We start from the raw sequence: 14,376 nt of genomic DNA on the forward strand, positions 1-14,376 counted from the left end.
CTTTTAAAAAGTACAATCCAAGAAACAACTAAGGAAATGGGCTTTAAAGACCCAATACAAAGCATCGGTCGCATATAATCCTTATATCCTGAATGAGAATTGCTCCTCAATCGGGGATTCCAGGGAATTTATCTCCTTTAGATCGCTCATCCTGCTGGCTTTGACCAGGCCTTTTGAAAGGGTGTAGAATGTGTCCCCGATATATATGATGCGCTCTACGTTTCTCTCGCTACGGTACCAGTCTCTCCCGGACTTGAGGTAATCTTCGGAGAAAAGGTGGGTGATCCGGCCCTTCAGCTTGAAGCCATGCTGCAGGCCTATTTCATAGATGTAAGCCCCCTGGAAGGAAAACTCGCCGTACTGCGGGATGCTGTCTTTTATTACATCATCCTGGTTTTTTATCTCCATGACGGTGACGGGAAAGGCCATAATGTTTTTTTCTCTGGAAAAGAGCAAAGCCCTGTGGTTTTCCAGAAGTTCCGAATCCGTCCCCCGGTCACCGAAGATTTCTTTGAATTTTTCCACCGGATGGTTCACATCTCGTCAATGCGCCATGTATTGCCGGTGGTGGCGGCTATCCTGAAATTGCCTCTGTATTCATCCATGGAAAACTGATTGAGTATTGTTCCGGGCACCTGACCCTTGACTTTAAATACTGCTTACCATAGCTCGTCAGCGCCACATACAGGTTTTCCGTGGAAGCGTATATGTTTTCACCCCGCTCCCAGGTAGGTGGAAATGTCGGCCTTTTCTCCGGCTCTGTTGCAAGACTACTTGAGCTATATTATCAAGACGGCCCGGGAGTGGGAGAAGAAAATTAATTCATGTTTACAAAAGACTAAATAATTGATATGATGAAAAAACGAAATGGGTTTAAATTTAAATTATGGAGGTTGACAAATGCCATCTGAGGTGTTCAATGTCGAGCGAAACGATGAGTGTGTGTGTGGAAGCGGTAAAAAATATAAGAAATGCTGTCTGCCAAAAGTGGAAAAAATTCAGTCCAGCCTTATGAAAGCTATTGAAGGGGAGGGGGGCGTCACCGCAGAGGGTAGGGAATTTTTGCGGATTATCAGCATAATGTACGGTATTGATCTGGACATGGATGAATCCGAAGCCGATACTGAAAGACTGTCTCGAATAATTCTGCAGGCATGGGAAGAGGAGGAACAGATTCTTACAGGCAGTACTGAGGAATTTATGGAAGCCGTTGAAAAAATACTGAGGGACAAGCCTGAAATGAAAAGTGTAAGAATACCGGGTTTCCTGCTGGTAGATATGGATACTGACGCAGATGATGATGAGATGGAAGACATCATGAATGAAATTGTAGACAGCTTATCCATCGAGGAGTATCTGATCGACGTGGCATACTCCCTGCGGACGGGTGAATATACCGACGAAGAAATCAAAATTGTGTTTCACTGGATTTCATTGGGGCTACTAGCCGGATTTGCCCGCGGATTTATGCTTCCTATTCTGCATGTCAGTTTAAGGGAAATTGACGAAGCTCAGGAGAAACTGGAGAAAATATTTGATGGCAAAGACGAATTGAATCAGGATGAAATGGATGAGCTTTCCAGAATAAATGCCGAATATCCAGTGTTTGCGGAATACATGGGTGCCAGGGCGATGCGGGATGTGCAGGATGATTTGAATGATATAATGGACGGCGAACTGAGTTTTAGATTCCCATTCTATACCATATATGCATTTTACTTGAAGTTTTTTGCTGCAACTGTAAAGATGTTTGGCGATGTTATAAAGGGTAATGTTTTGGATAATAGCGATAATATTTTAAATTATTTCTCCGATGCTGCAGATGAATTCCTGCAGGAAGACGTTATTTTCGAAAAGGTATATGACTGCATATATAATACCCTGGCAGAAGCGGAGAAAAATACGGATGATGAAACTTTAAAGGCCAAACTATCCAAAGTCTTAGACTTTTTTTCCTTCTTTACCTACGAACAGTTTTTTGCAATTAAAACCATCTTTTTAAATTCTCTGTACGGGTATTTCAGCAGCCTGCCGCAGCCGGCGGATGACAGCGGGATTACAGTCAAAAGCATAGACGACCTTTCAAACCCCGAATTCTTTGAGCAATATGTTTCATACCTGGAGTCCAGAGGCTTGAAGAAAGAGGTCGATTATATAAAGGAACTTTACGGGGAAATGGAAAATAAGACGGTTCCAGACGTTCTGAATAGTATTTTCAGCAGAAAAAATGAAGTAAAAGGGTGACAGGCACTCACTTATTAATTTGGAGTCAGGGGACGGTTCTCTGACTCATTTTTTGTATATGTATTTTAGTCAAGGAATTGTCCTTAATGAAACACCGCTTCCCTGCCTTTCGGCCTGAAACCGGTGTCTGTCTTCAGTTTAAAAAAAATTTATTTTTCAAGCAGGAATTTTAAAATTTACGTAGAATTAATTAATAAAGTTTATTAATTAAAGGTGAGCTGATGGTAAAAAAATTGGCGGGTCAGCCGCGTTTAATAAAAGAAATAAACAAAGACCTTATTAAACAGGTAATAAAAGATAAGGGTCCCATATCAAAACCGGAAATCGCCAGAATAACAAAGCTCAGCCTGCCTACTGTAAACAAAATAGTTGACCATCTGGTGGAGACCAACTATGTAAAGGCAAACGGTCTTGGGGACACAGGTAGCGGAAGAAAGCCCGTTTTGTATGAAATTAACAGCAGTGCAGGCAATGTAATAGCCCTCTTTTTCGAGAATGATTATATTAAAGGTGCCGTAAGCAATATTATAGGTGAAATACTGGAAACACAAAGGGTAGAAATTGACCTCGGGTCAAAAGAAGAGGCATTGAACAGCACCTGCAGTATTATCGACCGTCTAATGCAGGGCAGGGAGAATGTGAAAGCTATCGGCATCGGTGTGCCGGGAGTAGTAAAGCCGCAGGGGACAATATACAGCATCCCGAATATAACAGGATGGGAAGGCATCAATTTAAAAAAGATAATACAGGAAAGATACAGGATACCCGTATTTATAGAAAACGATGTTAATCTGATTGCTCTTGGGGTTTATTACAGACAGCTTAAGAAAAAATACAGCAACGTGGTTTATGTATATTTCGGAAAAGGCATTGGTTCGGGAATTATTATCGATAAAAAGCTTTACAAAGGTTCTACGAATTTTGCCGGTGAAATAAGCTACATGGTTACGCAGGATTTATACCCGGAGCAGCTGTATGAGGCAAGGTTCAAAGGCCTGCTTGAAAAAGAGGTATCCGATATCATTAAACATATTTGCCGGGCAGAAAGCATAAACAGCTATAACGAACTGAAGCATAAAATGGCTGATGAAGAAGCTGCCGCAGAAACTGTAGGGAAACTCATAAGAAAAGTTGCCTTTACCTTAATAAACATCACATGTGTTTTAAACCCGGAGGCGATAGTAGTAAAAGGCAATTTTATTTATCCGGAGTTCATTGAAAAGGTCAAAAAAATCATAGACAACTACCTTCCCATGGATATCCCGAAAATTTTAATTCTTGAAGATGAAGATGCGGGATTAATAGGTACTATCAATTTGTGTATATCGAATATAAGTTCAAATTACTTACTTCTAGATAATACTGGAGAGTGAAAAAATTGGGGTACATAGTTGCCGTTGATGGAGGGGGAACGAAGACCTCCTTATGCGTATCGGATTTAAAAGGGCAAAACAAAAAATATGTATATACTGGCTGCACCAACTATAAATCAATAGGCATAAAAAAAACAAAAGAAAATCTAAGGGAGGTGATTAATAAAGCGCTCAAGATACTCGGCATCTCTATAGCAGATGTCGAATACTTCGTTATGGGGCTTTCGGGCAATGACTCGGAAAAAGACGTTCAAGTTTTAACCGGTATTTTAAAAGACATAGGAATAAACGATAACTATTACCTTTGCAATGATTCCGAGCTGGCTCTTTTTGCAGGAACAGATACTCCCGGCATTGTTGTAATTTCTGGAACCGGTTCAATAGTATACGGTATGAACAATGATGGAAAAAAGGTCCGAATAGGCGGATGGGATTATGATTTTAACGACCTGGGTTCCGGATACTGGATAGGCCGGGAAGCGGTAAAATACATGATCATGCACTGCGATGGGTATTTTCCTCATTCTAATCTTTTTGACAGGATAAAAGAGCATTTTAATCTGAAAAAAATAGAAGATTTTACGTTTTACGTAACCGCCGGCAAGAAAAATTTTACAAAAATCGCTTCCATTGCAAAACTTGTAGTTGAAGAGGCGAAAAATGGCGACAAACTGTCAAATTCTATTATAGATAAGGCGGTTTATTACCTTGCTGTTCAGACCGAAGAAGCCTATAAAAGGCTGGAATTCTCCGGGGGTAATCAAAAGATTTCCATAGTGCTTTCAGGCGGGGTTTTATCAAGCGGTATCGTTGGCGAAAGATTCAAATCAAAATTTATCGATCTGATTGGTCAATTGGATAACATACAGTTTATACATCTTCAAGGGCAGCCAGTAGAGGGGGGCATAAATATAGCGCTAAAACATTTAAGACAAATAAAAATTCTAAAAAATTGATTCATTTTTAAGAAAGGACGGATTAAGCATATGAATAAGAAAGTCTTTTCAGTAATTGCGCTGATGATGGTTGTGGTTTTACTTATCAGTGCTTGCGGCTCAGGTGGCCAGAACAGCAACTCGAGCCAAACTCAAAATGCACAGAGTACATCACAGACAAAGGATGACATGTCTCGTTTTGACGAAGAAATAGCAAAAGGACCTAACGGCGAAACACCAACCCGCTCTTCCGAAATCAACCTTACAGAGGAAGACTACGCAAAGTTGCGGGAAGGCAAGCACAAAGCAGCTCTTATCTGGGCTGGGAGTGGCGAATGGTACAATGCCCTGACTGAGGGCGCCAAAGAAGAATTCGAAAAGATGGGTGTAAAAATAGTTGCAGTATCAGATGCTCAGTTTGACCCGGCAAAACAGGCTACGGATATTGAAACGGCACTTGCCTTAAGTCCGGATATTATTCTTTCTCTTCCTGTAGATCCAGTTTCAGGCACGCGCGCTTATCAACCTGCGGTTGACAAGGGTGTTACCATTGTTTTCGCTGATAATGGTGTAAATAACTATCGTGCCGGGAAAGAATATGTTTCTATTGTCACCGGCGACCATTTCGGGATGGGTCGGGCTGCGGCGGAACTTATGAATGAAGCCATTGGAGGAAAAGGTGAAATCGCTTTTATCTACCATGACGCTGATTATTTTGTGACAAATAACAGAGACGGGGCTTTTAAGAGGGCTATCCAAAAAAAGTATCCTGATATAAAAATAGTTGCCGAAGCCGGTTTTACTCAGGAAAATGCTACCGGAGAAGTGGCTTCTACAATACTCACACAACATCCCGAGATTAAGGGCATATATGTTGCGTGGGATGTTGCGGCAGAACCGGTGGTCGCAGAATTGCGTGCAGCGGGCAGGAACGACGTTAAAGTTGTGACCCACGACCTGGGAGCAAATAACGATCTCGATATGGCGCGAGGCGGCAATGTTTACGGCAAGGTGGCAGATATGCCTGTAGAAATAGGCCGCACTATGGCGAAATTGGCAGGGTACAAACTGCTTGGCAAAGAAGCTCCGCCTTTTGTTGTTTGCAGTTTGATAAAAGTGACCAGAGACAATCTTGAGGAAGCATGGAAAAAGTCGCTTAATAAAGAACTGCCTGAAGACATTCTAAAGGCGCTGGGGAAAAAATAATTAGAAAGATTATTAAAGCTATGACCTTTGAGTTGCCTTCAAAGGTCATAGCAATATATAAAAATGCAGTCAATATTAATTCTATCAACATCGGTATGCCGCACAATAAAGAGATTTTGAAATATCTCCATAGTGCCGCTATCGAATAAGTGGAGTGAGGAATATGGATAATTTTATATCTAAAAAAATTAAAGGTTTTAACTATAAAAATTATATAGTATATATAAGCTTTGGGCTGGTTTTATTGTTTTTTTCAATTACGCTTTTTAACAAGGGTTTCTTATCTCCGGAGAACCTCATGAACATTCTGCGACAGACTGCCATGATATCTGTCATGGCGGTAGGCATGACTTTCACAATATCTGCTGCAGAAATTGACCTCTCAATAGGGTCCATAGTCGCTTTATCCGCCCTGGTTGCAGCATTGGTTTTAAGAAGCGCAGGTATTATTTTGGCCGTGCTGGCAGGATTGAGCGTCGGGGCGGTTACTGGTTTGTTAAATGGAATTATAGTATCAAAAGTGCGTATACCCTCTTTTCTTGTAACGCTGGGAACATCCAGCATTGTAAGCGGCCTGGCGCGTAAGATAACAAATCTTGAAGCTGTTCCTATAATCGATAAAAGATTTAATTTTATATTCGGCTCCGGCGACATAGGCCCAATTTCCACGCTTTTTCTCTGGACGCTCATTATCATGATTGTAGGCGATCTGGTTTACAGGAAGACGCCGTTTGGAAGAGCGGTTCTGGCAACGGGCGGCAACAAATCTGCCGCAAGGTTTTCCGGCATACGCACAGATGCGGTGAAGGTGGCGGTAATGACAATCAGCGCCGTATGTGCGGCTTTTGCAGGAATACTTTACGCCGGCCGGCTCCACGGTGCCCGCTATACACTTGGCGAAGCGGATGTCATGACTGTTATAGCCGCCGTCGTGATTGGCGGCACCAGCTTTACCGGCGGCCGCGGCACGGTGGTGGGTTCTATTATCGGTTCTATAATAATGGGAATGCTGAATAACGGGCTTTTGCTTATGGGGCTCAGCGTCTCCGACCAGATGATTGCAAGGGGTATCATAATAATACTTGCGGTATCACTCAGCCTCAGAGAGGCTAAAAATGATTAACATATATATTCAGAGGTGATTATATGTTTCTGGATGTTTTGCTCAGAAGAAATAGAAAGTTTGTGGAAACCGCCATTGAACTGCATCAAAAAGGAGAAATACCCGCAAACAGTTATGTCATTGACGTTGATACGGTCAGGGATAACGCTGCCGTAATGGCCGAAGCCGGGAAAAAGTACAATTTTAAAATATTTGCCATGACAAAGCAGATAGGCAGAAATCCTGTTGTTCTGAAAGCTATAAGTGAAGCCGGCATAGACTCATGTGTGGCGGTGGACCTTGCCTGCGCCAGAGCCGTGAATGCGGCCGGGCTTAAAGTAGGCCATCTGGGGCACCTTGTCCAGATTCCCAGGGCAGAGACAAAAGCGGCGTTAAACCTTAAACCCGATTATTGGACCGTTTTCAGTTATGAGAAAGCCGTCGAAATATCAAATGCTAATACCGAAAACAGGGAACAAAAGGTATTGGCGAGAATTTACGCTGATGGAGACAGATTTTATAAAGGCCACGAGGGCGGGTTTCCGGCTAAGGATATCCTTGAGGTCTCTAAAAAACTTGACAGTTTGAAGGGAATAAAATTTGCCGGAATAACCACTTTTCCCGCATTGCTATATGACCCCGAAGCCAAAGATGTAATGCCAACCCCTAATCTTAAAACCCTGGAGGAAGCAGCGGCCGCCTTAGCTAAAGCGGGAATTGAAAATATCGAAGTCAATGCTCCCGGCACTACTTCCAGTGTGGTGTTTGAAAAACTTGCCGATGCCGGCGCTACTCAGGTGGAACCCGGCCACGGTTTAACCGGTACAACTCCTCTTCATGCAATAAACGACCTGCCTGAAAGGCCGGCGATGCTGTATCTTACAGAAGTTTCGCATTTTTACGGCGGCAAGCCCTATTGCTTTGGCGGGGGCCTTTACATTGATCCGGTATTTCCACCGTACCCCGTAAAAGCATGTGTGGGTTCTTCTCCGGAAGAAGCTATCGAGCAGAAGATAGTATGTGAAATGCCCGACCCCTCGGCAATTGATTATTATGGAATTTTGCAGCCCGAGCCTGGGAATAAAGTAAGAGAGGGAGATACGGTGATATTTGGTTTCAGGGCACAGGTTTTTGTAACAAGAGCCTATGTGGTCCCAATCAGCGGGATAAAAACCGGTAAACCTGAGGTTAAAGGAATCTGGTTTTCAGATGGCAGAAGGGTTGGTTGGCCGGAATGGTAAAAATTGATTTTGAAGAAAATAACACCGGCATATATGCTCTTGAAGCCATTGACATCCATAAGGCCTTTTTTAAAAATGAGGTGCTTAAAGGTGTAACAGTTAAAGTTAAAAAAGGAGAAGTACTGGGCCTTGTGGGATCCAACGGGGCCGGCAAGTCGACACTAATGAAGATAATAAACGGCGTCTATAAAGCAGACAGCGGTATTATAAAAATAAACGGAGAAAAGGTGTATTATAAAGACGTACAGGGAGCAAGGGCCAGCGGAATAGCGATGGTATACCAGGAATTCAGCCTCGTTCCAACCATGACAGTTGCCCAGAACCTTTTTCTTGCGGAGGAGCCAAAAAAAGGACTTTTTATTGATGACTCTACCTGCATTAAGAAGGCCCAGGAGGCATTTAAAGATTTCAATGTGGAAATTGACCCGAGAACTTATGTGGAAGACCTTTCTATAGGAAACCAGCAGATAGTGGAAATAGTAAAGGCATTGATCCGGAAACCTGCGGTTTTGATACTCGATGAGCCTACCGCATCCCTTACGCAAAAGGAAATAAACAGATTGTTCGATTTTATAAAACGATTGAAACAGCAGGGAATAGCCATAATATTTGTTTCTCATCATCTGCGGGAAATAACGGACATTTGCGATAGGGTTGTGGTGTTGCGGGATGGCAGGGTTTCGCTGGACGATTATGTTAAAAATGTAGAAATACAGCAAATAATACAGGCCATGATCGGGCGAAAGGTAACAACGTATGAATACATTCCGCCGAAAACAAATATTTCAAGAAATCAGCCAATTTTGGAGGTCAGAGGGCTAAAGTGGCGTGATAAGATCAATGATGTAAGTTTTGCCGTATACCCGGGAGAAATAGTCGGGATAGCCGGTTTGCTGGGAAGCGGCCGCACAGAAATACTGAAAAATATTTACGGGCTTTACAGACCCGAAAAGGGTGAAATAATAGTAAATGGCCAGATTTTAAAAATCAACGGTCCATGGGACGGAATAAAGCACGGTTTATTTCTTGTTCCTGAAAACAGGCGTAAAGAAGGAATAATAGCGGGTCAATCCATAAGACATAACATACTCCTGCCGGTGTGGAGAAGGTTAAAGAAAAGATTGTTTATCGATGACGGGAAAGGTAAAAAAATAGCTACGGATCTAAGCCAAAAATTAAATATAAAAATGGTTGACACCGAACAATATGTTGAAGTGCTTTCCGGCGGGAATCAACAGAAAGTGGTTTTTGCAAAAAGTCTTGTCACAGGACCCAAAGTACTGCTGCTCGATGATCCGACCGTCGGTATTGATGTTGAGGCTAAAAATGAAATAGCAAATCTTATCCGCAATATTGCCGACGAAGGCAATGGTGTATTGCTTGTGTCCTCCGAAATGGAAGAGATGGCTCGACTGGCGGACAGAGTGCTTGTTTTAAGACAAGGTAAAATTATTCGTGAATTATCTAGATGCAAAGGAGATATTATAACAGAAGAAACCCTGACCGAAGCCATTCAACTATGAAAAAACTTTTAAAATGGCTTGCGCTATCTAAAGTGCTTGAGTTCATCACGACCGTCGGCAGATACAAAATCTTTCACAAAACTTGCTATTTTATAAGAAATGTGGTAATATTTATTCAAACTATACGGTTAGGGATGACATGGGCGAGAGAGACCCGGACGACGGGCGCCGAAGGGGTAAGCCTCATATAAGGTGAAACTCTCAGGCAAAAGGATCGCCTCTGGACCTGCCTCTGGAGAGCTCAAAGCGCCGAAGATGACAATCTTTCAGGCAAAAGGACAGAGGTTCTAAGCTTAAATGTCTTGATTTACGATATTTACGCTTGGGACCTCTTTATTTTTTACCTTAAAAAGCGGATGTAACTGTTTCCGGTTTTTATTGAGTGAAGGAGGGGAGAAGAATGTTAAAGAGGACTCCGTTATACGATGAACATGTAAAGCTAAAAGCCAAAATGACGGAATTCGGCGGCTATGAGATGCCAATCCAGTACACCTCCATCATTGAAGAACACATGGCGGTGAGGACAAAAGCCGGCGTCTTCGATGTATCCCACATGGGGGAGATACTGGTGGAAGGCGGGGGTGCGGCCGAATTTTTGAACGGCCTGCTGACAAATGACATCTGCCTGTTAAAAGACGGCGGGGTTCAGTACACCGTCATGACTTACGATAACGGGGGAACGGTGGATGACCTCCTGGTGTACCGCTTGCAAAATGACCGCTATCTTCTGGTGGTAAACGCCTCGAATAAGGATAAGGACTTCGAGCACATAAAAAAATACGCAAGGGGCGATGTTAGCGTCCGGGACGTCAGCGATTCATACGGTCAGATCGCGCTTCAGGGGCCGGGGAGCCCGGCTTATATAGAAAAACTTTTGCCCGCGCCGGACATCCGACCTTTTTCATTTACAACACTGAAATATCAGGGCAAGCCTCTTATGGTTTCCCGCACGGGTTACACCGGCGAGGACGGATTCGAAGTCTACGGGCCGCCGGATGTTATAAAAGAACTTTTTGAAAAGTTTGTAGAATCCGGGGTGGTCCCCTGCGGCCTCGGCGCCCGTGACACCCTCAGGTTTGAAGCGGGCCTGCCTCTTTACGGCCACGAACTGGCGGAGGACATCACCCCGGTGGAGGCGGGCCTCGAAAGGTTTATAAAATTCCACAAGCATTTCCCCGGCAGGGACGCCCTTTACCGCCAGGTCAATGAAAATACCGGCAGGAGGCTTGTGGGCCTGAAGCTCCTGGAAAAAGGCGTGCCCCGGCAGGGGTATAAAGTTTATTTCGGCGACGAGGAGGCAGGATATGTGACCTCGGGCAACTACGGGCCGTATGTGAGGGAATACCTGGCCCTGGCGCTGGTGGATGTGCAGAAAATCCCCGGATGGAATGCATCGGGGAAATATGCCGACATCCCCTTACTGGAGATAGAAATTCGCGGCAAAAGACACAGGGCGCAGGTGACGCCCAAAAACTTTTTAAAATTGTAATTAAACAAACTGGCTGAATACAAAATTATTAAGAGCAAGGAGGAGATTTAAATGAGCCATGTGCCCGAAAATTTAAAGTACACCGAAGAACACGAATGGATACTGGTGGAAGGACGCAGGGGGAGGATAGGCATTACCGATCACGCCCAGGACGCCTTGGGAGACGTGGTCTATGTTGACCTCCCCGAAGTCGGGGCCAGGGTTGAGAAGGGCGAGGCCTTCGGCGCGGTGGAATCGGTTAAGGCGGCTTCGGACATATACGCCCCAGTGTCGGGAACCGTGGTGGAGGTAAACGAGGCTTTAAAGGACAATCCCGAACTGGTAAACAAAAGCCCCTATGACGAAGGTTGGATGATAGTCGTAGAAATAGACGATGAAAGCGAGCTGGACGATCTTTTAAGCCCCGCGGATTACGAGAAACTGCTGGAAAGGGAGTAGTGCCATGAGGTACACCAGCCACGCGCCTTTTCAGGTGGAAGAGATGCTGAAAGCGCTGGGGATAAGGGATATCGACGAACTTTTCGCCGATATCCCGCCGGAGGTAAAGCTAAAGAGGGAGCTGGACCTCCCCGGGGCTTTAAGCGAGGTGGAAATAGAGAGGGAGTTTCAGGCTCTTGAGAAAGAAAACAGGGCTTTCGAGTTTGTAAATTTCATGGGCGCCGGAGCCTACGACCACCACGTGCCGGCGGTGGTCAGGGCCGTTGTGGGGCGTTCTGAATTTTACACCTCATACACCCCATATCAGCCTGAAAGGAGCCAGGGGACCCTGGCGGCCATATTTGAATACCAGACCATGATGGCCAATTTGACCGGCATGGACGTGGTCAACGCCTCGGTTTACGACGGGGCTTCCGGCCTCGCCGAAGCCGTGCTAATGGCGTGCGACATTAAAAGAAAGGGCAGGGTGGTAATCTCAGGTGCCGTACACCCCGAATACATTGAAACCGCAAAGACTTACGGGTTCGGATACAACAAGGAAATAACCGTTGCGCCTTACACCGCCGCCTATGAAACGGACTGGGATCGGGCGGAAAGGCTGGCGGATAGGGAAACCGCAGCCCTGGTCGTGAGTATGCCCAACTTTTTCGGAGTTCTCGAAGATGTAGAAAGGGCAAGGCAAATAGCGGAGCAAAAGGGCGCGATGTTTATCGTCGTCGTCAATCCCATTTCCCTGGGTATTTTAAAGCCGCCCGGAGATTACGGTGCAGATATCGTGGTGGGCGAGGGCCAGCCCCTGGGCAATCCCCTGAATTTCGGCGGCCCTTACCTGGGGTTCATGGGAGCCAGAGCCGAATATGTCCGGCGCATGCCCGGCCGTATAGTGGGCCAGACGGTGGACGCCGAAGGCAAAAGGGTTTTCGTCCTCACCCTCCAGGCCCGGGAGCAGCACATCCGCAGGGAAAAGGCCACCTCCAACATCTGTTCCAATGAGGCGCTGAACGCCCTGGCGGCCACCGTATACCTTTCTTATCTCGGCAAAAAGGGCTTAAGGGATGTGGCCTACCATTCCCACGCGAAGGCAAGGTATTTTATCGGCGAGATTAAAAAGAGCGGCAGGGCCCGGGTCGTAAACGATAGGGTGTTCAACGAAGTGGCGGTAGAAGTTGACGACCTGGAAAAAAGATACGGTGAAGCCCTGGCTCGAAAAATCCTTCCCGGCGTGCGCCTTGACCGGTTTTATCCCGAAGAGAAAAACCGCCTCCTGGTGGCATTTACGGAAAAGCGCACAAAACAGGAGATAGACATGCTGCTTGAAACACTGGGGGTGAGATAAATGGGTGACATACGGCAAACACAAGACATTCCCCTCATATTTGAAAAATCCCTGCCCGGCAGGGAAGGGTTTCGCCTGGACACGCCCGATGTGCCGCCGGTGGATTTATCGCAGACTATAGGCGACGGCCTCCTGCGGGAAACACTCGACCTGCCGGAGGTTTCGGAACTGGATGTGGTGAGGCATTACACCGGCCTTTCAAAAATGAACTTCGGGGTGGACGACGGTTTTTACCCCCTCGGCTCCTGTACCATGAAATATAACCCCAAAATCAATGAAGAGGTGGCGGCGCTCCCGGGCTTTACCGGGCTTCATCCCTACGCGCCGGAAGAGCTCTGCCAGGGCACTTTAAAGATAATGTACGACATGCAGAGGTTCCTTTCGGAAATAACGGGCATGGATTATTTCACCCTGATGCCCGCTGCCGGTGCTCACGGCGAGCTTACGGGAATACTCATCATAAAGAAATACCTGGAGACGAGAGGAGAGCGCCGGACAAAGATTATCGTTCCCGACTCCTCCCACGGCACCAACCCCGCCACCGCCAAAGAAAGCGGATTTGAGATAGTGAAAGTAAAATCACGGGAGGATGGCCTGGTGGATGTGGAGGAACTGGAGAAGCTGGCCGGTGAAGATGTGGCGGCACTGATGCTTACAAATCCCAATACCCTGGGCCTTTTTGAAAGGGAAATCCTCAGGATATCGGAAATCCTGCATGAAAAGGGTGCGCTGCTTTATTACGACGGGGCGAACCTCAATGCCATAATGGGGATAGCGCGTCCGGGCGATATGGGATTTGATGTGGTTCATGTAAATCTTCACAAGACCTTCTCCACCCCTCACGGCGGCGGAGGCCCGGGTTCCGGCCCGGTGGGCGTCAAGGCCTTTTTGAGGGACTTTCTGCCAAGACCCGTTGTGGAGAAAAGAGAGGGCGGGTATTACCTTGAATACAATCTGCCCCACAGCATCGGCAGGATAAGGGCTTTTTACGGGAATACAGGGGTGGTTCTCAAGGCCTACGCCTATATAAGGGGCCTGGGCGCTGGGGGGCTCAAAGAGGCGAGTCAAATCGCCACCCTCAACGCCAACTATTTGAAGAAAATGATTGAAGACATGTTTGAGTCTCCCGTAAAATCCGTGTGCAAGCACGAGTTTGTCGTGAGCGCTAAAAGCTGGAAGGAGCGCTTCGGCGTGAAAGCCCTCGATATCGCCAAGCGCCTGCTGGACTACGGCTTCCATCCGCCCACAATCTACTTTCCGCTCATTGTCGAGGAAGCCCTGATGATAGAGCCCACCGAGACCGAGAGCAAGGATACGCTGGACGAGTTCGTACGCGCCCTGCGCCGGATTCACAGGGAAGCCTCCGAAAACCCGGACCTATTGAGAGACGCCCCCCACACCATGCCATGCCGGCGGGTGGACGAAGTAAAGGCCGCCAGGGAAATGAAGTTGAAATATTAATCGACAATATCAATTTTCATATCATTGC

Annotated in this window: 13 protein-coding genes and 1 riboswitch; of the genes, 11 read left to right on the top strand and 2 right to left on the bottom strand. The window is 46.0% G+C overall.

The genetic code is table 11. The features are described from left to right. Positions 1–81: 81 nt before the first annotated feature. Positions 82–525, bottom strand: coding sequence for a beta-propeller domain-containing protein (locus ACKX14_RS05455; RefSeq protein ID WP_422445449.1), 444 nt, complete (start codon positions 523–525; stop codon positions 82–84). An 8-nt stretch (positions 526–533) separates the two neighbouring features. Then, positions 534–635, bottom strand: a complete 102-nt coding sequence (locus tag ACKX14_RS05460; protein ID WP_422445451.1) for a beta-propeller domain-containing protein — start codon at positions 633–635, stop codon at positions 534–536. A 265-nt stretch (positions 636–900) separates the two neighbouring features. On the opposite strand from ACKX14_RS05460, the gene ACKX14_RS05465 reads away from it, so the two are divergent. The 11 genes from ACKX14_RS05465 (at position 901) to gcvPB (ending at position 14,348) form a co-directional block, all read left to right on the top strand. After that, entirely contained in the window at positions 901–2,244 is a 1,344-nt protein-coding gene (locus tag ACKX14_RS05465) for an SEC-C domain-containing protein (RefSeq protein ID WP_422445453.1), read from the top strand. Between the two features lie 221 nt (positions 2,245–2,465). Beyond that, positions 2,466–3,617, top strand: a complete 1,152-nt coding sequence (locus ACKX14_RS05470) for an ROK family transcriptional regulator (protein WP_422445455.1) — start codon at positions 2,466–2,468, stop codon at positions 3,615–3,617. 5 nt (positions 3,618–3,622) lie between these two features. Next, positions 3,623–4,573, top strand: a complete 951-nt coding sequence (locus tag ACKX14_RS05475) for an N-acetylglucosamine kinase (protein ID WP_422445457.1) — start codon at positions 3,623–3,625, stop codon at positions 4,571–4,573. Positions 4,574–4,603: 30 nt separating this feature from the next. After that, on the top strand, positions 4,604–5,758 hold the full coding sequence (locus ACKX14_RS05480; protein ID WP_422445459.1) for a substrate-binding domain-containing protein: 1,155 nt from the start codon (positions 4,604–4,606) through the stop codon (positions 5,756–5,758). A gap of 163 nt (positions 5,759–5,921) precedes the next feature. Then, positions 5,922–6,881, top strand: a complete 960-nt coding sequence (locus ACKX14_RS05485) for an ABC transporter permease (protein WP_422445461.1) — start codon at positions 5,922–5,924, stop codon at positions 6,879–6,881. A 23-nt stretch (positions 6,882–6,904) separates the two neighbouring features. Beyond that, positions 6,905–8,101: an alanine racemase gene (locus ACKX14_RS05490; protein ID WP_422445463.1), complete on the top strand. Its 1,197-nt coding sequence runs from the start codon at positions 6,905–6,907 to the stop codon at positions 8,099–8,101. Next, the gene (locus ACKX14_RS05495) at positions 8,095–9,624 is read left to right on the top strand and encodes a sugar ABC transporter ATP-binding protein (protein WP_422445696.1); all 1,530 of its coding nucleotides are present in this window, start codon (positions 8,095–8,097) and stop codon (positions 9,622–9,624) included. Before ACKX14_RS05490 ends, ACKX14_RS05495 begins: the two co-directional genes overlap by 7 nt. Positions 9,625–9,758: 134 nt before the next feature. Then, positions 9,759–9,851, top strand: a riboswitch (glycine riboswitch). A gap of 173 nt (positions 9,852–10,024) precedes the next feature. Continuing rightward, complete coding sequence (gene gcvT, locus ACKX14_RS05500) at positions 10,025–11,113, top strand: glycine cleavage system aminomethyltransferase GcvT (protein WP_422445464.1); 1,089 nt, start codon at positions 10,025–10,027, stop codon at positions 11,111–11,113. A gap of 51 nt (positions 11,114–11,164) precedes the next feature. Continuing rightward, entirely contained in the window at positions 11,165–11,551 is a 387-nt protein-coding gene (gene gcvH / locus ACKX14_RS05505) for a glycine cleavage system protein GcvH (protein WP_422445466.1), read from the top strand. A gap of 4 nt (positions 11,552–11,555) precedes the next feature. After that, positions 11,556–12,887 carry an aminomethyl-transferring glycine dehydrogenase subunit GcvPA gene (gene gcvPA / locus ACKX14_RS05510; protein ID WP_422445468.1) on the top strand — a complete coding sequence of 444 codons (1,332 nt, stop codon included), beginning with the start codon at positions 11,556–11,558 and terminating at the stop codon, positions 12,885–12,887. Next, a complete protein-coding gene (gene gcvPB / locus ACKX14_RS05515; protein ID WP_422445470.1) occupies positions 12,888–14,348 on the top strand; it encodes an aminomethyl-transferring glycine dehydrogenase subunit GcvPB in 1,461 nt (486 codons plus the stop codon). The last annotated feature ends 28 nt before the right edge of the window (positions 14,349–14,376 follow it).

Origin of the sequence: Thermorhabdus hydrogeniformans (assembly GCF_049310025.1) — a bacterium.
Taxonomy (GTDB): domain Bacteria; phylum Bacillota; class Thermosediminibacteria; order Thermosediminibacterales; family Tepidanaerobacteraceae; genus JBJYKD01.